General features: G+C 65.8%; 17 protein-coding genes, 4 tRNA genes and 2 pseudogenes. 14 read left to right on the forward strand and 9 right to left on the reverse strand.

Features of this window, described 5'->3' with window-relative positions; all coding sequences use genetic code 11:
• Positions 1 to 61: 61 nt before the first annotated feature.
• The 6 genes and pseudogenes from fabB to ACZ46Y_RS01395 all read right to left on the reverse strand — a co-directional run bounded on the left by fabB (position 62) and on the right by ACZ46Y_RS01395 (position 5,387).
• Positions 62 to 1,279, reverse strand: coding sequence for a beta-ketoacyl-ACP synthase I (gene fabB, locus ACZ46Y_RS01370; protein ID WP_311957488.1), 1,218 nt, complete (start codon positions 1,277 to 1,279; stop codon positions 62 to 64).
• Between the two features lie 12 nt (positions 1,280 to 1,291).
• Entirely contained in the window at positions 1,292 to 1,807 is a 516-nt protein-coding gene (gene fabA / locus ACZ46Y_RS01375; RefSeq protein ID WP_311957486.1) for a 3-hydroxyacyl-[acyl-carrier-protein] dehydratase FabA, read from the reverse strand.
• A 177-nt stretch (positions 1,808 to 1,984) separates the two neighbouring features.
• A pseudogene (locus ACZ46Y_RS01380) lies at positions 1,985 to 2,332 on the reverse strand (class I SAM-dependent methyltransferase); the annotation flags it as partial.
• 107 nt (positions 2,333 to 2,439) lie between these two features.
• A pseudogene (locus ACZ46Y_RS01385) lies at positions 2,440 to 2,928 on the reverse strand (nuclear transport factor 2 family protein); the annotation flags it as partial.
• A 108-nt stretch (positions 2,929 to 3,036) separates the two neighbouring features.
• Entirely contained in the window at positions 3,037 to 4,449 is a 1,413-nt protein-coding gene (gene phrB, locus ACZ46Y_RS01390; RefSeq protein ID WP_311957485.1) for a deoxyribodipyrimidine photo-lyase, read from the reverse strand.
• A gap of 41 nt (positions 4,450 to 4,490) precedes the next feature.
• Entirely contained in the window at positions 4,491 to 5,387 is an 897-nt protein-coding gene (locus ACZ46Y_RS01395) for a MerR family transcriptional regulator (RefSeq protein WP_460541206.1), read from the reverse strand.
• 211 nt (positions 5,388 to 5,598) lie between these two features.
• Here ACZ46Y_RS01395 and ACZ46Y_RS01400 point away from each other — a divergent pair, with 211 nt between their 5' ends.
• On the forward strand, positions 5,599 to 6,525 hold the full coding sequence (locus ACZ46Y_RS01400; protein ID WP_311956120.1) for a TIGR01777 family oxidoreductase: 927 nt from the start codon (positions 5,599 to 5,601) through the stop codon (positions 6,523 to 6,525).
• A 15-nt stretch (positions 6,526 to 6,540) separates the two neighbouring features.
• Here the strand turns inward: ACZ46Y_RS01400 and rapA are convergent, their stop codons facing one another.
• Both rapA and ACZ46Y_RS01410 read right to left on the reverse strand, forming a co-directional pair.
• Positions 6,541 to 9,489 (reverse strand): RNA polymerase-associated protein RapA, encoded by a 2,949-nt coding sequence (gene rapA, locus ACZ46Y_RS01405; RefSeq protein WP_311956118.1) that lies wholly within the window; start codon positions 9,487 to 9,489, stop codon positions 6,541 to 6,543.
• A gap of 136 nt (positions 9,490 to 9,625) precedes the next feature.
• Positions 9,626 to 10,279 (reverse strand): TlpA family protein disulfide reductase, encoded by a 654-nt coding sequence (locus ACZ46Y_RS01410; protein WP_311956115.1) that lies wholly within the window; start codon positions 10,277 to 10,279, stop codon positions 9,626 to 9,628.
• 80 nt (positions 10,280 to 10,359) lie between these two features.
• On the opposite strand from ACZ46Y_RS01410, the gene ACZ46Y_RS01415 reads away from it, so the two are divergent.
• Positions 10,360 to 10,590, forward strand: a complete 231-nt coding sequence (locus ACZ46Y_RS01415; protein WP_311956112.1) for a hypothetical protein — start codon at positions 10,360 to 10,362, stop codon at positions 10,588 to 10,590.
• 63 nt (positions 10,591 to 10,653) lie between these two features.
• Here the strand turns inward: ACZ46Y_RS01415 and typA are convergent, their stop codons facing one another.
• Positions 10,654 to 12,483 carry a translational GTPase TypA gene (gene typA, locus ACZ46Y_RS01420; RefSeq protein ID WP_311956109.1) on the reverse strand — a complete coding sequence of 610 codons (1,830 nt, stop codon included), beginning with the start codon at positions 12,481 to 12,483 and terminating at the stop codon, positions 10,654 to 10,656.
• Between the two features lie 176 nt (positions 12,484 to 12,659).
• Here typA and ACZ46Y_RS01425 point away from each other — a divergent pair, with 176 nt between their 5' ends.
• From ACZ46Y_RS01425 to rplL, 12 genes are all read left to right on the forward strand, one after another.
• Positions 12,660 to 13,643, forward strand: coding sequence for a biotin--[acetyl-CoA-carboxylase] ligase (locus ACZ46Y_RS01425; RefSeq protein WP_311956107.1), 984 nt, complete (start codon positions 12,660 to 12,662; stop codon positions 13,641 to 13,643).
• Positions 13,640 to 14,479, forward strand: coding sequence for a type III pantothenate kinase (locus tag ACZ46Y_RS01430; protein ID WP_311956105.1), 840 nt, complete (start codon positions 13,640 to 13,642; stop codon positions 14,477 to 14,479). The genes ACZ46Y_RS01425 and ACZ46Y_RS01430 overlap by 4 nt, the downstream gene beginning before the upstream one ends.
• Positions 14,480 to 14,589: 110 nt before the next feature.
• Positions 14,590 to 14,673 (forward strand) — tRNA-Tyr (locus tag ACZ46Y_RS01435).
• A gap of 89 nt (positions 14,674 to 14,762) precedes the next feature.
• Positions 14,763 to 14,836: transfer RNA gene (locus tag ACZ46Y_RS01440), tRNA-Gly, on the forward strand.
• Between the two features lie 15 nt (positions 14,837 to 14,851).
• Positions 14,852 to 14,926: transfer RNA gene (locus ACZ46Y_RS01445), tRNA-Thr, on the forward strand.
• Between the two features lie 159 nt (positions 14,927 to 15,085).
• Positions 15,086 to 15,161 (forward strand) — tRNA-Trp (locus ACZ46Y_RS01450).
• 72 nt (positions 15,162 to 15,233) lie between these two features.
• On the forward strand, positions 15,234 to 15,617 hold the full coding sequence (secE, locus tag ACZ46Y_RS01455) for a preprotein translocase subunit SecE (RefSeq protein ID WP_311956102.1): 384 nt from the start codon (positions 15,234 to 15,236) through the stop codon (positions 15,615 to 15,617).
• An 8-nt stretch (positions 15,618 to 15,625) separates the two neighbouring features.
• Positions 15,626 to 16,159: a transcription termination/antitermination protein NusG gene (nusG, locus tag ACZ46Y_RS01460; RefSeq protein ID WP_311956099.1), complete on the forward strand. Its 534-nt coding sequence runs from the start codon at positions 15,626 to 15,628 to the stop codon at positions 16,157 to 16,159.
• 117 nt (positions 16,160 to 16,276) lie between these two features.
• Positions 16,277 to 16,708 (forward strand): 50S ribosomal protein L11, encoded by a 432-nt coding sequence (gene rplK / locus ACZ46Y_RS01465; RefSeq protein ID WP_311956096.1) that lies wholly within the window; start codon positions 16,277 to 16,279, stop codon positions 16,706 to 16,708.
• Between the two features lie 2 nt (positions 16,709 to 16,710).
• Positions 16,711 to 17,403 carry a 50S ribosomal protein L1 gene (rplA, locus tag ACZ46Y_RS01470; protein ID WP_311956093.1) on the forward strand — a complete coding sequence of 231 codons (693 nt, stop codon included), beginning with the start codon at positions 16,711 to 16,713 and terminating at the stop codon, positions 17,401 to 17,403.
• 333 nt (positions 17,404 to 17,736) lie between these two features.
• Positions 17,737 to 18,240 (forward strand): 50S ribosomal protein L10, encoded by a 504-nt coding sequence (gene rplJ / locus ACZ46Y_RS01475; protein WP_311956091.1) that lies wholly within the window; start codon positions 17,737 to 17,739, stop codon positions 18,238 to 18,240.
• A gap of 105 nt (positions 18,241 to 18,345) precedes the next feature.
• Entirely contained in the window at positions 18,346 to 18,717 is a 372-nt protein-coding gene (rplL, locus tag ACZ46Y_RS01480) for a 50S ribosomal protein L7/L12 (RefSeq protein WP_311956088.1), read from the forward strand.
• Positions 18,718 to 18,812: the final 95 nt, after the last annotated feature.

Below are 18,812 nucleotides of genomic sequence, written 5' to 3' on the forward strand. Positions count from 1 at the left end.
GCCCGAAGGCGCCGTTTTTATGAGCGTACCTAGCATGCCGGCTTCACGCCGGCTTGCGGCGTCAGTCCTGCATGCGCTCGAACACCAAACAGGCGTTGGTGCCGCCAAAGCCGAAGCTGTTGGTGAGGACGCGCTCAAGCTTCACGCCGTCCCGGCGCTCGGTGACGATGTCAAAGCCGTCGGCCTGGTCGTCGAGGTTGTCGACGTTGGCCGAGGCGGCAACGAACTCGTGCTGCATCATCAATAGCGAATAGATCGCCTCCTGCACGCCGGTGGCGCCCAGGGAATGGCCGGTCAGCGACTTGGTCGAGCTCATCGCCGGCGTGGTGTCGCCAAACACCTCGCGCACGGCCTTTAGCTCGGACACGTCGCCCACCGGGGTCGAGGTGCCGTGGGTGTTGATGTAGTCGATATCGCCGTTGACCGTGGCCAGCGCCTGGCGCATGCAGCGCGTGGCGCCCTCACCGGACGGGGCGACCATGTCGACGCCGTCGGAGGTGGCGCCGTAGCCCACCAGCTCGCCGTAGATCTTCGCCCCGCGGGCGCGGGCATGCTCAAGCTCTTCGAGCACCAGCATGCCGCCGCCGCCGGCGATGACAAAGCCGTCCCGGGCCTTGTCGTAGGCGCGCGAGGCTTTTTCCGGGGTGTCGTTGTAGTGGGTGGAAAGCGCGCCCATGGCGTCGAACAGGCAGGACAGCGTCCAGTGCTCTTCCTCGCCGCCGCCGGCGAAGACCACGTCCTGCTTGCCCAGCTGTATCTGCTCCATGGCGTTGCCGATGCAGTGTGCCGAGGTCGCGCAGGCCGACGAAATCGAGTAGTTGACCCCTTTGATGGCAAAGGGCGTGGCCAGGCAGGCCGATACCGTGCTGCCCATGGTGCGGGTCACGCGGTAGGGCCCCACGCGACGCAGGCCGCGTTCGCGCAGCACGTCGGCGGCTTCCACCTGGTTGGAGCTCGACGCACCGCCGGAACCGGCGATCAGCCCGGTGCGCTCGCTGGATACCTGGTCGGGGGCCAGGCCCGAGTCCTCGATGGCCTGGGCCATGGAGACGTAGGCGTAGGCCGCCGCGTCGCCCATGAAGCGGCGCAGCTTGCGGTCAATGAGCGCTTCCAGGTCGATGTCGATGCTGCCGGCGACGTGGCTGCGAAAGCCCAGATCGGCGTAGTCCTGCTTGAAGTTGATGCCGCTGCGTCCGCTTTTCAGCGCGTCCAACACCTGTTGCTGATCGTTGCCCAAGCACGAAACGATGCCCAGGCCGGTGACTACCACTCGTCGCATGGGAGCCTCCTGTTAAAAGTTCGCGGTGGAGGTGAATAGGCCAACGCGTAAATCATTAGCCTGGTAAATATCGCGTCCGTCGACGGCCACGGTGCCGTCGGCCATGCCCAGAATCAGGCGTCGTGTAATCACGCGCTTGATGTTGATGCGATAGGTGACCTTTTGCGCCTCGGGTAAAATCTGGCCGGAGAACTTGACCTCGCCGCAGCCGAGCGCCCGTCCGCGGCCGGGGTGGCCAAGCCAGCCAAGATAAAAGCCCACCAGCTGCCACATGGCGTCCAGCCCCAGGCAGCCGGGCATCACCGGGTCACCGGGGAAGTGGCAGTCAAAAAACCACAGGTCGGGGCTGATATCCAGCTCGGCAATCAGCTCGCCCTTGTCGTGTTCGCCGCCGATTTCGCTGATGTTCGTAATGCGGTCGAGCATGAGCATATTGGGCGCCGGCAGCTGGGCGTTGCCCGGGCCGAATAGCTCGCCGCGCGAGCAGGCCAGCAGTTCGTCGCGATCAAAAGAGTGTTGCTTGGTCACTGAATTGTTCCGAGTGTCGAAATGATCAAAGGCCGCGTGCGGCTACCCGTGCCGAGGCGAGGTACCGGGTCGCGACCCGCAAGGCCCGACTAGTCTACTTCCCGAAACCGCTGAATGCACGCACGTTGCTGTTCAAAGACGCGCACGATGGGAGTGGCGGTCAAGGCCGCTGCCGCGTCACGGCGCGCCGACAAGCGGCGCCGTCCGCGCGCCGGGCCTTGCCAGCAGCAGCTGGCAGGTGCCGATGGTCCGTTCGAGAAAACCGCCCTCGCAGTAACATAGATAGTAGCGCCACATGCGGATAAAGCGCTCGTCGTAGCCGAGCCGGCGTACCTGCTCGAGGTTTGCCTCGAAGCGGTGGCGCCACTCGCGCAGGGTGCGCGCGTAGTGGGGGCCGATCTCGTCGAGCCCCAGCACGTTGAGCGAGGTTTTCCGCGCCAGGCTCGACACCATGGCCTGGTGGGAGGGCAGAAACCCGCCGGGAAAAATATAGCGCTTGATGACATCCATCTCGCGCTTGGCGGCGTCTCCCGATGTTGGTCTGAGTCGCTGTGGCCGTCAGGGCCGCTGCCTGGGTGGTCGTGAATCGGCACGCCCTTGCGCCACAGCCGGAACGCCTGGAGATGGATGCCGGCGAATGTCTTCAGGCTCATGCCCGGCTGGCGGGCAAGCGTGGCGATAAGCGCGCCCCGGGTGGCCGGTATGCCGTCAAGCATGAGCGTGGCGTCGAAGTGGCAGCGCTCGGCGCCGTCTTCGCCGTCGGCGGCAAAGCGCAGCCGGGTACAGCCCTCGACGCTGATCCTCTGCCCGCCGTTGAGCCGCGGGTGGACAAAGTGCAGCGTCCAGATCACAAAGGCCGTGTCGCCGTCCTGCCGGGTGTCGTGATAGTCAAAGCGGCAGTCGCGAACGTTTTCGTACATGCCGGCGAAATAGGCCTCAAGCGCCCGGGCGCCCTCAATGCGGTGCAGCGGATCAATGAACACCACGTCCTGAGTATATACATCGTACAGACTTTTTGTACAATCCTTGTCGAGATTATTGAAGAAGGCGCAGAACGCCTCCAACGCCGCGCTCTGGGGCATGGCGGACTCCGTGGGATTAGTGAGCAGACGATGCGTCATCGCGAGGAGCGAAGCGACGTGGCGATCTCCTTACGGTGCCGGTAGCAACAAACCCCGAGATTGCTTCGCAATGACACTGGCGCCGGGCGATGCCGCAGGCCTCCCCGGTCAGCCGAGCGCCTTGAACGCGTCCAGCGCCCGCTGGCGGGCGGCCCTGTGGTCAACGATAGGCTTGGGATAGCCGAGCCTGCCGCGTTCGGCGGCCGGTGGGTTGTGGCGCGCTCGGGGCGGGAGCGGGGCAAGCTCGGGGAGCCAGTGGGCGATGAACTCGCCGTCGGGGTCAAAGCGGGTGGACTGGGTGGTGGGGTTGAAGAGGCGGAAGTAGGGCACGGCGTCGGTGCCGGTGGAGGCCGCCCACTGCCAGCCGCCGTTGTTTGAGCAGAGCTCGCCGTCGACAAGGTGGTGCAAAAAGAAGGCCTCGCCGCGCCGCCAGTCGATGAGCAGGTGCTTGGCCAGAAACATCGCCGTGACCATGCGCAGACGATTGTGCATCCAGCCGGTAGCGACGAGCTGGCGCATGGCGGCGTCTACCAGCGGGTAGCCGGTGCGCCCTTCGCACCAGGCGGCAAAGCCGGCGTCGTCGTCGCGCCACTCAAGCGCCAGGGTGCTTTCCTTGAAGGGCTGGTAGCGGCACACCCGGGGAAAGCCCGCCGCCACGTGCTGGTAGAACTCGCGCCAAATCAGCTCGTTGACCCAGGCGGCCAGGCCCGCATCGCCCTCAGCGAGCTGGCCGTCGTTTTCCGTCATCACCGCGTTCATACACTGGCGATAAGAGATCATCCCCAGCGCCAGGTAGGGCGAGAGCTCGCTGGTGCCGCGCACGCCGGGAAAATCCCGCTGCTCACGGTAGTGCCGGCCGCGATAGCGTAGAAAGCGGGCCAGACGATCGGCGGCGGCGTCCTCCCCGGCGGGCCACTGGTGGCCAACAATGGCCGCGTCGGCCAGCGCGGTATCGAGAGTTGGCAATGGGTCGTTGGCGATATCCAGCGGCGCCTGGGCGGGCGGCGCGTCGGCAAGCGCCAGGCGTTCGGCGGTAAGGTGGCGGTGCCAGGCGTTGGCGAAAGGCGTAAATACGCCGTAGTAGTCGCCCTTGCCGGTAAGAAGCTCTCCCGGGGCAAAGGCCACGGCGTCGTGGTAGCCGTGGGAGCCAAGGCCCTCGGCGCTGAACGCGGCCTGGACGGCCGCGTCCCGGCGCTGCTCGTTGAGCGGATATTCGCGGTTGAAGTGCAGGGTCTCGGCGCCGTACTCCCGGGCAACGGCGGCAAGCGTTTCCGGGGCGTCGTCAAAGTTTTCAACGCTGCGCTGCAGCAGCGGAATGTTCAGGCCCTTGAGGGCATCGCCCAGCGCCGCCACGCCGCGCCGCCAGAAATCGATCTTGTTGGCGCCGTGGCCGTGGGCCTGCCACTGGGCCGGGCTGTGCAGAAACACGGCGAGCACCGGCCCTCGGGCCGCCGCGGCGGTCAGGGCGCGGTTGTCGTGGAGGCGTAAATCGCTGCGAAACCAAACCAGCTGCAGGGCCATGCCGAACTCCGGGGCGTTGTGTGATCGGGAAGCTGACGGGCTTATAACACCCCGGACTCGCGCAGCAGCGGGCGCAGCTTGGCCACGGCCCGGGGCAGGTCGTCTCCCAGCTGGTGGACGCGCTCGTCGTGGGGCTCGCCGGGTTCCGGCCCGCACAGGCCTACCGGCACGCTCGGCGCGGCGCCGTCCGGCAGCGTCAGGGCAGCGGCGGGGATGCGCCCGCCGGCAAACAGCACCATGGAGGCATGCAGCCGCGATACCGCCCGGGGCAGAGCGTCCAGCGGCAGCCCCTGGTCAAACAGCTGCACGCGATAACCCTGCTCGCTTGCCAGCAGCGCGGCCAGCAGCACCCACAGCGGACCGGGCTCGCCCGGGCGCGGCGTGAGCAGCACCAGCGGCCCCCGGGTGGCCTGGTTGGCGTAGTGCAGGCGGATGCCCACTTGGCTTCGCAGCAGGGCCTCGAACGCGCGGCGCGCGGCGACGTCCGGCGTTTCCTGCCAGCGCGCCTCAAGCGCGTTGATCACCGGCTGCCAGAGCTCGCTGACGGCCGTGCCCAGCGGGTAGAGCGCCAGGCTCTGGTGGTAGAGGATTTCCAGCCGCTGGGTGTTCAGCGCGTCGACCAGGGTAATCAGCTGCCGGCGCTGGCTGTCCCAGTCGTCGCTGGTGGGAGCCGGGGTTTCCACGGCTTCCGGCTGGTTGATCAGGTCGGCCACCTGGCTGACCGGCACGCCGCGGTTGAGCCACTGCAGAATGCGCTCGATGCGGGTGATGTCGTCCTGGGCGTAGAGGCGGTGGCCCTTGGGCGTGCGCTGGGGCCGGATCAGGCCGTAGCGGCGCTCCCAGGCGCGCAGGGTGACCGAGTTCACACCCGTCAGCCGGGAAACCTCCCGGATGGGGTACAGCGGGGTATCGGGTGGATGGGTCGCCTGATTGCTCATGGCCGCCTGTGCCTCTTGGATGCCGTGGTGAAAACGTGGTCGGTGCGGTGCCGCCGGCGGCACTCGCTTGTCAACCGCCGCGCGCTGCGGGAAAAGATAAAAAAGTATGTGACAAGTTAGCCATATTGTACATATTTAGTACAGTTGAAGGGAGGCTGTGCCGAGCCATTCGGCAGCCATGAACGTCGTCAGCCATAAAAAGGAGCCTGCCATGCGTGTACTGATAACGGGCGGTAGCGGTTTTGTTGGGCGGCGCCTGTGCGAAAGCCTGGCGCGCCAGGGATACGAGCTGCAGGTGGTATCGCGCTCGCCGGAAAAGGCTCGGGCGGTACTGCCCGAGGGCTGCGACGTGCGCGAAAGCGCGACGGCCTTTGCCGACGCTCCGCCGGCGGCGCTGGTCAACCTGGCCGGGGAGTCCATTGCGGCCAAGCGCTGGAGTGAGGCGCAGAAGCGCGAAATGATCGACTCTCGCCTGCGCGCCACCGGCGATCTTTTAGCGCTGTGCGAAGCCCTGCGTGAAGCCGGCGAGGCGCTGCCCCGGGTGCTGGTGTCGGGCTCGGCCATGGGCTACTACGGAGAGCAAAACGATGCTGACCAGAACGACACTGCGGTTAGCGAAGACACGCCGCCCCACGACGAGTTTGCCCATCGGCTATGCGCGCGCTGGGAGGCCGCCGCCGGCGAGATTGAGGCGCTCGGGGTGCGCACGGCGATCGTGCGCATCGGGCTGGTGCTCGGCGAAGGCGGCGGCAGCCTGGAGAAGATGCTGCCGCCGTTCAAGTGGGGGCTGGGCGGCCGCTTCGGCAGCGGCCGGCAGTTCATGCCGTGGATCCATCGCGACGACCTGGTCGAGGCGATACGCTTTCTGCTGGAGCGCGATTCCGCCAGCGGCGCGTTTAACGCCAGTGCCCCGCACCCGGTGACCAACGCCGAGTTTACCCGGACGCTGGCGAAAACCCTCAACCGCCCGGCGGTGCTGCCGGTGCCCGCCTTTGTGCTCAAGGCGGGGCTTGGCGAAATGTCGCGGCTGCTGCTCACCGGGGCGGACATGCGCCCGGTGCGCCTGCAGCAGGCGGGCTTTACCTTCCGCTATAAAACCCTGGACCGGGCGCTGGAGGCGATTCTCGCGCCGCGCTGAAAGAAGCCCCGGCCGCTAGCCTTCGGCATCCACGGTGATGATCACCCGTACGGCGTCCAGGCGCAGGCGGGTGGCTTCGATGGCCTCGCTCAGCGCGGCGCGCTCCTCGCTTAGCGCGGAAAGCTCGGCGTCGCGCACCGCGGGGTTGTGCTCGGCGAGCGCCCGGAGGCGGGCAAGTTCGCCGTCGATCTGGGCGCGCATGCGCGTCTCGGCGGCCTCCACAATGGTGGGAAGCTCGCGTTCGGCTTCGCTTTCGCCCTGGGTGAGCAGGTTGCGCAGCTTGTCGTGATGCTCTTTGATCAGATCCCGGGCCAGCGATTTGTTGACCTTCTGCAGGTTTTTGCCCAGGCCGGTGAAGGATATCCTGTCGCTGAGGTTAGCGCCGGATTCGTCGAGCAGCACGCGCACCGCGGTGGGCGGCAGAAAGCGGTTCAGGTGCAGGCGCCTGGGCGCCGGGCAGTGGGTACGAAAGACCAGCTCGGTCATTAGCCGCCCGCCGGGAATGGACGGGTGGCCGAGCAGCGCCAGAGCGGTGTTGCCCATGGTGCCGTCGACGATGCGGCCCATCATTTCGCGCAGCAGCGGGTGCTCCCAGGAAAGCCGCTGGACGTCGTCCCGGGCAAGCGCCCGGTCGCGCCGGTAGGTGGCGGTAAAGCCGTCCTCGCCCTTGGCCAGCCCCGGCAGGCCGTCGAGCATCTGGGGGCCGGGTTTGAGGTGCATCAGGCCGTTGCCCAGGTCTTTGCTGTCGACGCCGAAGATATCCAGCGCGCGGTCCACATAGCGCGGCAGGGCCTTGTCGTCGTCGAGTTCGCGCACACCCTCGATGATGCGTTCGGCGCGTGCCGGGCGGCAGGCGTTGAGCTCCAGCAGGCGGTTGCGCCCGGCGTCGCGCTCGGCGAGCTTGGCGGTAAACGTCGCCCGGGTGTCGGCGATGATCTCGTCGAGGGCGTCGTCGTCGAGAAGGGCGTCGGCTAGCGCATCGCCGAAGGCCTCGAACAGTTCGCTGCCCACGCCGTGGGGAGCGCTGAAGGCGTCCATGCCCTCGTCGTACCAGCGCATCAGCCGGACGCCGGGGCTGTCCTCGAACAGCGGGACGTGCAGCTCGATGGCGTGCTGCTGGCCGATGCGGTCGAGCCGGCCGATGCGCTGCTCCAGCTGGTCCGGATGCTGGGGCATGTCGAACATCACCAGATGACGGCAGAATTGGAAGTTGCGCCCCTCGGAGCCGATTTCCGAGCACACCAGCACCTGGCAGCCGTCTTCCTCGTCGGCGAAGGCCGCGGCGGCGCGGTCGCGCTCGATCAGCGACAGGTCTTCGTGAAACACCGGGGCGTGGTAGCCGCCGAGGCTGCGCAGGCCTTCGGCCAGGCCCTCGGCGGTTTCTCGGTGGTGGGCGATGACCAGCACTTTCTCGCCGGCAAAGCCGTCCTCGCCGTCGTCGCTCAGGTGCTCCAGAAGCCAGTTGACCCGGGGGTCGATGTGCCACCAGTCCTCGGCGTTGAGCGGGTCGCTTGAAAGCTCCCGGTACATGGCGTCGGGGTAGATCAGCACGTCCGGGTGATCCAGTCCGGTCTCGATCAGCAGCTCGTCGAGGTAGTCCTCGTCCCGGGCCAGGCGGCGCAGCACCCGGCGGTAGGCCGAAGGCAGCGCCAGGGTGGCGGTGTGCAGGCGGCGCTCGGGGAAGCCGCCGACGTGGCGCCGGCTGTTGCGGAACATCACCCGGCCGGTGCCGTGGCGGTCCAGAAGCGCCTCGCGCAGCTGGGCCCGGGCGCTTTCCCGCTGGTCCTGACCGGCTTCGGGGTTGGCCAGCATCGCGAGCAGCGCGCGGCTTTCGGCGTCGTCGATCACCGCTTCCACCCGGGCTTTGGCGTCGCCGTTGGCGCCCACGGCGTCCAGCGCTTCGATGGCGGCGGCCACCTCGGCGTAGTGCTGCTCTTCTTCGCGGAAGCGTTCCAGGTCGTGATAGCGCTCGGGGTCGAGCAGGCGCAGCCGGGCAAAGTGGCTGGCGAGCCCCATCTGCTCCGGCGTGGCGGTGAGCAGCAGCAGGGCATCGATCTCGGCGGCCAGCGCCTCCACGCACCGGTAGCCCGGGCCGCTGGCGCCTTCTTCGCTCCAGTCCAGGTGGTGGGCCTCGTCGACGATCAGTAGATCAAAGTGCGCGCTCTGCGCCTGCTGCTGGCGAGCGGGGTTGGCGAACAGCCAGTCCTGGCTTGCGAGTATGATCTGGCCGCTGTCGAAGGGGTTGCCCTCACCAAGAGCCTCGCTCTGGCTTTCGTCGAGCAGGGTGACGTCGAGGGCGAAGCGGCGCAGAAGCTCCACCAGCCACTGGTGAGAAAGGCTGTCGGGCACCAGGATCAGCGCGCGTTCGACCCGCCCGGCCAGCAGCAGGCGGTGGAGAATCAGCCCCGCTTCGATGGTCTTGCCCAGCCCCACTTCGTCGGCCAGCAGCACCCGGGGGGCGTGGCGGCGGGCGACTTCGTCGGCGATATAGAGCTGGTGTGGGATCAGGTCGATGCGCGGGCCGGCAAAGCCCAGCGCCGGGTGCTGTTCGGTGCGCTGGTAGTGGTGCAGGGTGCGAAAGCGCAGATCGAACCAGTCGTTGCGGTCTACCTGGCCGGTGAGCACCCGGTCCCGGGCCTGGTCGAACCGCATGGCGTCGGCGAGCTTGGTTTCGGGCAGTTCGCAGGGCTCGCCGTCGGCGTCCTTGCCCTGGTAGATAATCAGCCCCTGGTGCTCGCGGCTGGCGTCCACGGTCATCTGCCAGCCGTCGGCGGCGGTGACAAGGTCGCCGGCGCCGAACGCGACCCGGGTCAGCGGCGCCTGGCGGGTATTGTAGGTGCGGGTTTCCTGGCTGGCGCTGAACAGGACGGTGACGCTTCGGGCATCGCCGTTGAGTACGGTGCCAAGCCCGAGCTCGGCTTCGCCGTCGCTGATCCAGCGCTGGCCGGGGGAAAAATCGCTCATGGTGCCTCGGAGGATGCGGTCAATCGGGACAACGCTGCCGGCGGGGAAGGCGGCAGCGTCTCAAAGGCGAGGGATTCTAACGCAAAGCGCCGGGCGGATTAAGGTGCCGCACGGTTTATGCGTTGGTGCACGCCGATCAGCGACCCAGCCAGCGGGCGAGGGTGGCCTGGTTGAGCTCGCCGGCGCGGCGCTTCTGCACCCGGCCGCGGGCGTCGAGCAGCAGGGTAAGCGGCAGCCGCGTGGCGTCAAAGGCGGCCATCAGCCGCTGCTGCGGGTCGCGCAGGACGATATCGAACGCCGGCGCGCCCGGCGTTGTGTTATCCAGGTAGCGCACCGCGGGGAGCAGGTCTTCGCCCTGATTGATACTTGCCACGCGTACGTCGCGGCGCCCGCCGAGCTCAGCCAGCAGCGCCATGTCTCGGCGGCACGGCGGGCAGCCGGTGGCCCAGAGGTGGACGATGATCGGCGTGTCGCGCTCGGGGCCGGCGGCCCCGGGCAGCTCGGCAAGCGCTACGGCATTGCCGTCGAGGTCTTCCAGGGTAATGTCGGGCAGCGTCGTCGGCCCGCTATGGGTAGCGGGCGGCAGCAGGGCGGCAAACACCAGGCCCAGCCCGCCGGCGCTCAGCGTCAGCAGCGCCGTGTGCGCGAGCCCCTGCCATCGGCCGCCAGGCTTCGCCTCGGCGCAGCGCAGCGCGTAGCCCAGCACGCCGGCGAGCAGCGCCAGGGCGGCGGCGAGCGCGTAGAGGCATGGCAGCGGCATCAGTATGGGCCCCAAAGCGACGGCGTTCATGCGGCGTTGTCCGTAAAGTGCCCGGCAAGCGGGTACAATGGGCTGACTGTACCACGGGATAGCGACAATCGGAGGCGCTAATGGCACGGCCAACCTATGACCCCTTGCGGGCGCTGGCGATCGGCACCCAGGCGGCGGGGCTCATTGCCATCATCACGCTGGAGACCGTGCTCGGCGACGGCGCAAGGCCGTGGCAGGGGGTGACGCTTTTGCTGATGCTGGCCGCGGCGCTGAGCATTGCCGCGGTGCGGCTTTACCGGCACAAGCGGGCCCAGCGCGAGCGGGATCGGCGCCGGATGACGGATGAGTAAAAAAACGGCCCGCCGAAAAGGCGGGCCGGTTCATGCGCAGCGGGTGGCTCGTCGAGCGGTGCCTTACTTGCCCTTGTTGGCGCGCTTGCGCTCGTTCTCGGTGAGGTGCTTCTTGCGCAGGCGTAGATGGTTGGGCGTGATTTCCACCAGCTCGTCGTCGTCGAGGAACTCGATGGCCTGTTCCAGGGTAAAGCGCACCGGCGTTACCAGATCGAGGCTTTCGTCGGCGCCCGAGGAGCGCATGTTGTCGAGCTTCTTGGCCTTGGTGGGGTTGACGGTCATGTCGTCGGCGCGGTTGTTGATGCCGACCAGCATGCCTTCGTAAACCTCGGTGCCGTGCTCGACGATCAGCTTGCCGCGGTCCTGGAGGGCATAGAGCGCGTAGGCCAGCGCCTTGCCGGTGGCCATGGAGACCAGCACGCCGTTGCGCCGCTCGATGGCCGCGTCCGGGCGCAGCGGGCCGTAGTGGTCAAAGCGGCTGGTCAGAATGCCGGTGCCCGAGGTCAGGGTCATGAACTGGCCGCGAAAGCCGATCAGCCCGCGCGCGGGGATGGTGAAGTCCACCCGCACGCGGCCCTTGCCGTCGGGGTGCATGTTGGTCATCTCGCCCTTGCGGTAGCCGAGCTCCTCCATGATGGCGCCCTGGTGCTGCTCTTCGCAGTCGATGATGACTTCTTCGTAGGGCTCCTGCTGCTCGCCGTCGAACTCGCGGATGATGACTTCCGGGCGGCCCACGGCCACCTCGAAGCCTTCCCGGCGCATGGCTTCCAGCAGCACCGACAGGTGCAGCTCGCCGCGGCCGGAGACGGTGAATTTCTCCGGGGTTTCGCCTTCTTCCACGCGCAGGGCGACGTTGTGGATCAGCTCCTGCTCGAGGCGATCCTTGATGTTGCGGCTGGTGACGTACTTGCCGTCTTTGCCGGCAAACGGCGAGTCGTTGACCTGGAAGGTCATCGATACCGTGGGCTCGTCCACGGACAGCGCCGGCAGCGCCTCGGCGGCGGCCGGATCGCACAGCGTATCGGAAATGGCCAGGTTCTCGATGCCGGTGATGCAGATGATGTCGCCGGCGGTGGCTTCCTCGGTCTGTACCCGCTCAAGGCCCATGTGGGTCATGACCTGGCCGACCTTGCCCCGGCGCTCCTTGCCTTCCTTGCTGATCACGGTGATCTGCTGGTTGGGCTTGACGCTGCCGCGCACGATGCGCCCCAGGCCGATGACGCCGACGTAGCTTGAGTAGTCCAGCGCCGAGATCTGCATCTGGAAGGGGCCGTCGGTTTCTACCTTGGGCGGCTCGACGATATCGACGATGGACTGGAACATCGGCGTCATGTCATCGGCCAGCTCGTCGGGGTCGGGACCGGCAATGCCGTTGAGCGCCGAGCAGTAGATGATGGGGAAATCGAGCTGCTCCTCGCTGGCGCCGAGGTTGTCGAACAGATCAAATATCTGGTCGATGACCCAGTCCGGCCGCGCGCCGGGGCGGTCGATCTTGTTGACCACCACAATGGGCTTGAGCCCCTGGTCAAACGCCTTCTGGGTGACAAAGCGAGTCTGCGGCATGGGGCCGTCCACGGCGTCGACCAGCAGCAGCACCGAGTCCACCATGGACATGACCCGCTCGACCTCGCCGCCGAAGTCGGCGTGGCCGGGGGTGTCGACGATATTGATGTGGTAGTCGGTGCCGGCTCCATTCTGCCACTGGATGGCAGTGTTCTTGGCCAGAATGGTGATGCCGCGCTCTTTTTCCTGGTCGTTGGAATCCATTACCCGCTCCTGGCCTTCGGCCTTGCGGTCGAGAGTGCCGGACTGGCTCAGGAGTTTGTCGACCAGGGTGGTTTTGCCGTGGTCAACGTGGGCGATGATGGCGATATTGCGAAGATTCTCGATCACGAAGCGATCCTGCTTAAAAATATAGGCCGGTATTATACGGGCTGGGGGCGCATGGCGGCCAGCGTTGTATTCGACGACCGTATTTGCCGGCGCCGATGGCACGGGCCCGGGCGGGGAGCTTTTCGCCGCTGCACGGCATCCGGTAAGATAGCCGTTTTCCCCGGCAGGGCAGGGTCATGACCATCGGCAATCTGATGCGTTTGTTAAGCGACGGCGAGGTGCATTCCGGCGAACAGCTGGGCAAGGCTCTGGGGATTTCCCGGGCGGCCGTGTGGAAGCAGCTGAAAAAGCTCGAGACCGCCGGCGTCGAGGTGAGCGCGGTCAAGGGGCGCGGGTATCAGCTGGCCCAGCCGCTGACGCCGCTGGACGGCGCGCGCATTGTCGCGCACCTGCCGGCCGACGCCCGGCGCCGGCTCGCTCGGCTATTTGTCGAAGACACGCTGCCGTCGAGCAACGAGTACCTGCGCCGACGCTTTTCCCAGGGCGCCGGCCACGGCGAGGTATGCCTGGTAGAGCAGCAGTCCGCCGGTCGCGGCCGGCGCGGGCGCGCCTGGCTGACGCCCTGGGGGCAGAGCCTGATGCTCTCGGTGGGCTGGCGCTTTGACAGCGGCGTGGCCGCCCTGGAAGGGCTCAGTCTGGCGATCGGCGTCGTCGTTGCCGAGGTGCTCGAGCGCTACGGCGCCCGGCCGCAGCTCAAGTGGCCCAACGATATTCTGCTGGCAACGCCCGATGGTTCCCTTGCCAAGCTGGCCGGCATCCTGGTCGAGGTGACCGGCGACGCCGCCGGGCCCTGCGACGTGGTGCTCGGCGTGGGCATGAATCTGGCCCTGCCCGAGACCCTGCGCAAGGCCATCGGCCAGCCGGTGGCGGTGCTTGCCGACGCTTGCCCCGATATTGATCGCAACGCCCTGGCCGCCGACGTAGTGGCCGGGCTGCTGGCCATGCTGGCGACGTTTGAAAGCGAGGGCTTCGGCGCCTGGCGGGGTGAATGGAACCGGCGCCATGCCTACGCCGGTCACTCGGTCGACGTGCTGGTAGGCAATGCTCAAAGCGTTGCGGTGGCCGGGGAGGTAGATAGTGCCGGCAACCTCTGGGTGAGCGAGGGCGGCACGGAGCGGGCGCTTGCCGGCGGTGAAATCAGCGTGCGCGGCCGGCCATGATTCTCGATCTGGATATCGGCAACACGCTGTCCAAGTGGCGGCTAAAGGATACCGAAAGCAGCGAGATCCGCTCCCGCGGGGCGGTGTGGACCCGGGAAGAGTGGCGCCCGGGGGCCGACATTCCCGACCTCGACGTGGTGGAGGCGGTGCGCATCTCAAGCGTCGCCCGCCGGGAGGTGCTCAACGACACCGTGGCGCTGCTGCGCACCCGGGTGCCCCGCGTCTATGTCGGGCGCTCCACCCGGGAAGCGCTGGGCGTGACCAACGGCTACGACGAGCCCTGGCGGCTGGGCGTGGACCGTTGGCTGGGTGCGCTTGCCGGCTACCAGCTGGCCGGCGGCTGCTGCGCGGTGGACTGCGGCAGCGCTATTACCGTGGACTTCGTGCTGCCCGGCGGCGCCCACGCCGGCGGCTATATCGTCCCCGGGCTGCGGCTGATGAAGGAGAGCTTGAGGCTCGGCACCCGCAACGTCGCCATTGACTCCGAGGGCGAGGCCGATACCCTGCTGACGCCGGGGCGCTCCACCGTGGATGCGGTCAATCACGGCATCTATATGGCGGCCACCAGCGCGGTGCAGCGCATTTACAGCGAAGTGTGCGATCAGCACGGCGTGGCGCTGCCGATGCTGCTTACCGGCGGCGATGCCCGGGTGGTTTCCCGCGGGGTGCCCGTGCCCCATGCGGTATGGCCGGACATGGTCTACGGCGGGCTCGAGGCCTGTTTCCCGCTGACGCTTGCCGAGCGTGCCGGGCGGATGTCCGGGGCGCCCGGCGTGCCGGCAAGCCCGGCGCTGGAAAAAATCCGCGCAGGCCTTGCATTCTCCATGCTGCTTTGACAGAATGCAGCGCGTTCCAGGGCGGAAGGGTGTCGCCAAACGGCGCTGCTACCGAGCAGCAGCATGGCTTGACACGGCCTTGGAAGGCGGTAGAATGCGCCGCCAGTGATGGAGGGATACCCAAGTGGCCAAAGGGAGCAGACTGTAAATCTGCCGCGAAAGCTTCGAAGGTTCGAATCCTTCTCCCTCCACCAGCTTTGCATGACTGGCAGCCACAAGTTGCCAAGCGGGCAGCAGAAAGATGCCGCAGTGACGCAAGTGATTGAAGCGGGCGTAGTGCCAAGCGGGCATAGTTCAATGGTAGAACCTCAGCCTTCCAAGCTGATGATGCGGGTTCGATCCCCGCTGCCCGCTCCAGTTCATGTAACGTTTGCTCATGTAGCTCAGGGGTAGAGCACACCCTTGGTAAGGGTGAGGTCGACGGTTCAATTCCGTCCATGAGCTCCACATTGCAAAAAGGCGAGCCAGGCTCGCTTTTTTTGTCTCCGCCGCCGAGAGAGTGCTTGGCGGTGTGAGGGCGCAAGGGTTGTCAGGCGGAGGTTTCTTCGCTAACATGACGGCCGCTGTTGCATGGCATCGCAATGATCGCCTCAGCAGCGACGATACAGGCCAGTGGCTCAATTGGCAGAGCAGCGGTCTCCAAAACCGCAGGTTGGGGGTTCGAGTCCCTCCTGGCCTGCCAGCTTTCCCCAAGTTGGCGTGCCTTTCCCGATTTCCTTTATCGTTTGCCGCACTCCCGAGGAGTTTCGTTTTTATGAAGCCTAAGTCTGTAAAGCATGGCGCCGAGGTGCAGCAGTCGCGTCATGACGGGCTCAAATGGGCGGCGGTAGTCGCGCTGTTGGCAGTAGCGGTAGTGGCCAACACCTATTTTGCCGGCATCGGTCTTTTGTACCGCGTGCTGGGCGTTGTGGTTTTGTGCCTGCTTGCCGGCGCCGTGGCACTGACCACGACCAAAGGGCGCAGCCTGCTCACTCTGGCGCGCGAGTCCAAGAAAGAAATACAGCGCGTTGTCTGGCCCACACGGCCGGAGACCGTGCAGACAACCGCAATCGTGCTGGTCGCCGTCATGGTGGTCGGCCTGTTGCTGTGGTTAATTGACACGCTTCTCAGCTGGGCGATGTCCGGCGTGATCGGTTAGGAGTTTTCATGTCCAAGCGTTGGTACGTCGTTCACGCGTATTCCGGTTTTGAAAAGCATGTCCTGCGCTCGCTTGCCGAGCGCGTGAAGCTTTATCAGGTCGAGGATCTTTTTGGCGAGATCCTCGTGCCTACCGAAGAAGTCGTCGAGATGCGTGACGGCAAGCGCCGCAAAAGCGAGCGCAAGTTCTATCCCGGCTATGTGCTGGTCGAGATGGAAATGACCGACGATACCTGGCATTTGGTCAACGAAACGCCCCGCGTCATGGGCTTTATCGGCGGCACCAAGGAAAAGCCCGCGCCGATCACCACCAGCGAAGCCGAGGCGATTCTTCGCCGGGTAAAAGACGGCACCGACAAGCCGCGGCCCAAGACCATGTTCGAGCCCGGCCAGTCGGTGCGCGTTACCGACGGCCCCTTCGCCGATTTCAACGGCGTGGTCGAAGAGGTCAACTACGAGAAGAGCCGCCTGCAGGTCAGCGTGCTGATCTTTGGCCGCGCCACGCCGGTCGAGCTCGAGTTCGCTCAGGTCGAGAAAGAGTAGGTCGGGCAGAAAAGGCCGGGAAAGCCGGCCGGAAAACGATTTTCATGCGGGCCGCCTGTGTTGCGGCCCGTTGTTACCGGGGAGCCGCAAGGCGCTATCACCCAACTGGAGTAGAAAATGGCCAAGAAAGTACAGGCTTACATCAAACTGCAGGTTGCTGCAGGTAAAGCCAACCCGAGTCCGCCGGTGGGCCCCGCGCTGGGTCAGCACGGCGTCAATATCATGGAGTTCTGCAAGGCGTTCAACGCCGAGACCCAGGATATCGAGCCCGGTCTGCCCACGCCCGTGGTCATTACCGTGTACTCCGACCGCAGCTTTACGTTCGTCACCAAAACCGCGCCTGCCGCCGTGCTGCTGAAGAAAGCCGCCGGCGTTCAGTCAGGTTCCGGCGAGCCGAACAAGGCCAAGGTTGGCAGCGTTACCCGCGAGCAGCTCGAAGAGATTGCCCAGACCAAGGAGCCGGACCTGACGGCTGCCGATCTCGACGCCGCCGTGCGCACCATTGCCGGTAGCGCCCGCAGCATGGGCCTCAACGTGGAGGGTCTGTAATCATGGCGAAGCTAACCAAGCGCGCGCAGCAGATTCGCGAAAAAGTTGACTCCAACAAGACGTATTCTCTTGAGGAGGCGGTTGCGCTGCTCGCCGAGCTGTCCACCGTCAACTTCAAGGAATCCCTCGACGTTGCCGTTAACCTGGGCGTTGACCCGCGTAAATCCGACCAGGTCGTGCGCGGCGCCACCGTCATGCCCAATGGCACCGGAAAGGACGTGCGCGTTGCCGTCTTTACCCAGGGCGCCAACGAGCAGGCGGCGAAGGACGCCGGTGCCGACATCGTCGGCATGGACGACCTGGCTGCCCAGGTCAAGGACGGCCAGCTCGACTTTGACGTGGTGATCGCCTCGCCGGACGCCATGCGCGTCGTCGGCCAGCTGGGCCAGATCCTCGGTCCGCGCGGCCTGATGCCCAACCCCAAGGTCGGCACGGTAACGCCTGACGTCGCCACCGCGGTCAAGAACGCCAAGGCGGGCCAGGTGCGCTTCCGTACCGACAAGAACGGCATCATCCACACGACGCTTGGCAAGGCGGACTTTGAGGCCGATGCGATCAAGGGCAACCTCGACGCGCTGATCTCGGACCTGAAAAAGCTCAAGCCGAGCACGTCCAAGGGTATCTATTTCAAGAAGATGACGCTATCCACTACCATGGGCCCGGGCCTGACCGTCGACCATACGTCGCTGGTTTAACTCCCGTCAGAGCGAATTTTCAGCAAGACTTTGCGGTCTCCGTGCCAGGCGCGGTGCACCGTCAAAGACCGCAGGTGCCGCGGCCTGCCCTAGCAGGATAAGCGGCTTAATGGCAAAGGCCTGCGTAGATGGTGTTGCCGCCAGTCAGTAAAACGTCAAGCGATTGTTGTGGAAACCTTGTTGTGGAAACCTTGTTGTGAAAAACAGGTTTTGAAAAACAAGGAGTCGCGTTGCGCTTTCTGGTGAGCACCATCCCAAGGCTTCCCGCCCCCGGGTGGGAAGAGATGGTAACTCGGAAGCCCCCGGGGTTTCCGGCACGAAGGAGTGATCACTGTGCCACTAGCACTTGAAGGCAAGAAAGCGATTGTTGCCGAAGTCAGTGAAGCGGCCAAGGACGCACTCTCCGTCGTTGTTGCCGATTCTCGCGGCGTCCCGGTCAGCAAGATGACCGACCTGCGCAAGCAGGCGCGCGAGAATGGCGTCCAGATCCGTGTTGTGCGCAACACCCTGGCACGCCGCGCCCTGACAGGCACTCAGTGGGAGTGCCTGAACGAGGCTTTTGTAGGTCCGACCCTGCTGGCGTTTTCCAACGAACACCCCGGCGCCGCTGCGCGTCTGTTCAAGGATTTCATCAGGACGGCCCCGGACTTCGAAGTCAAGGCGCTGGCCTACGAAGGTGAGTACATCCCGGCCGCCGAGATTGACCGCCTGGCAAGCCTGCCGACCTACGACGAGGCTATCGCCAAGTTGATGTCGGTGATGAAAGAAGCCTCCGCCGGCAAGCTGGTTCGTACGCTGGATGCCCTGCGCGCCCAGAAGGATGAAGAGGCGGCGTAAGCCCCTTTTCGCCGCGGTACCGGGATAAACCCCGGGCGGCACGAACCCGGAAAAACTTTTGGGTTTCGCCTGCGCGAGACTCCCGCAACGTTTAGGAATGAAACAATGGCACTGAGCAAAGACGATATCATCAACGCCGTCGCCGACATGTCCGTCATGGAAGTCGCCGAGCTGATCGAAGCGATGGAAGAGAAGTTCGGCGTGACCGCGGCGGCGGCCGTCGTCGCAGGCCCGGGCGGCGGTGAAGCCGAAGCCGAAGAAGAGCAGACTGAATTTGACCTGGTGCTGACCGGCGCCGGCGACAAGAAGGTCAACGTGATCAAGGCCGTTCGCGAGATCACAGGCCTCGGCCTGAAGGAAGCCAAGGGTGCCGTTGACGGCGCACCGGCGACCATCAAGGAAGCGATGTCCAAGGAAGACGCTGAAGAAGCGAAGACCAAGCTGGAAGACGCTGGCGCTGCTGTCGAGCTCAAGTAATCTTGATGCCGGCGGCTTTGCGCGCTGCGTAAGCTTCCGCGGCTGGCGGCGGGATATTCCCGCTGCCGGCCTTTTTCTGTTGCTGACATGCTGCC

The organism is Halomonas garicola (assembly GCF_055382465.1).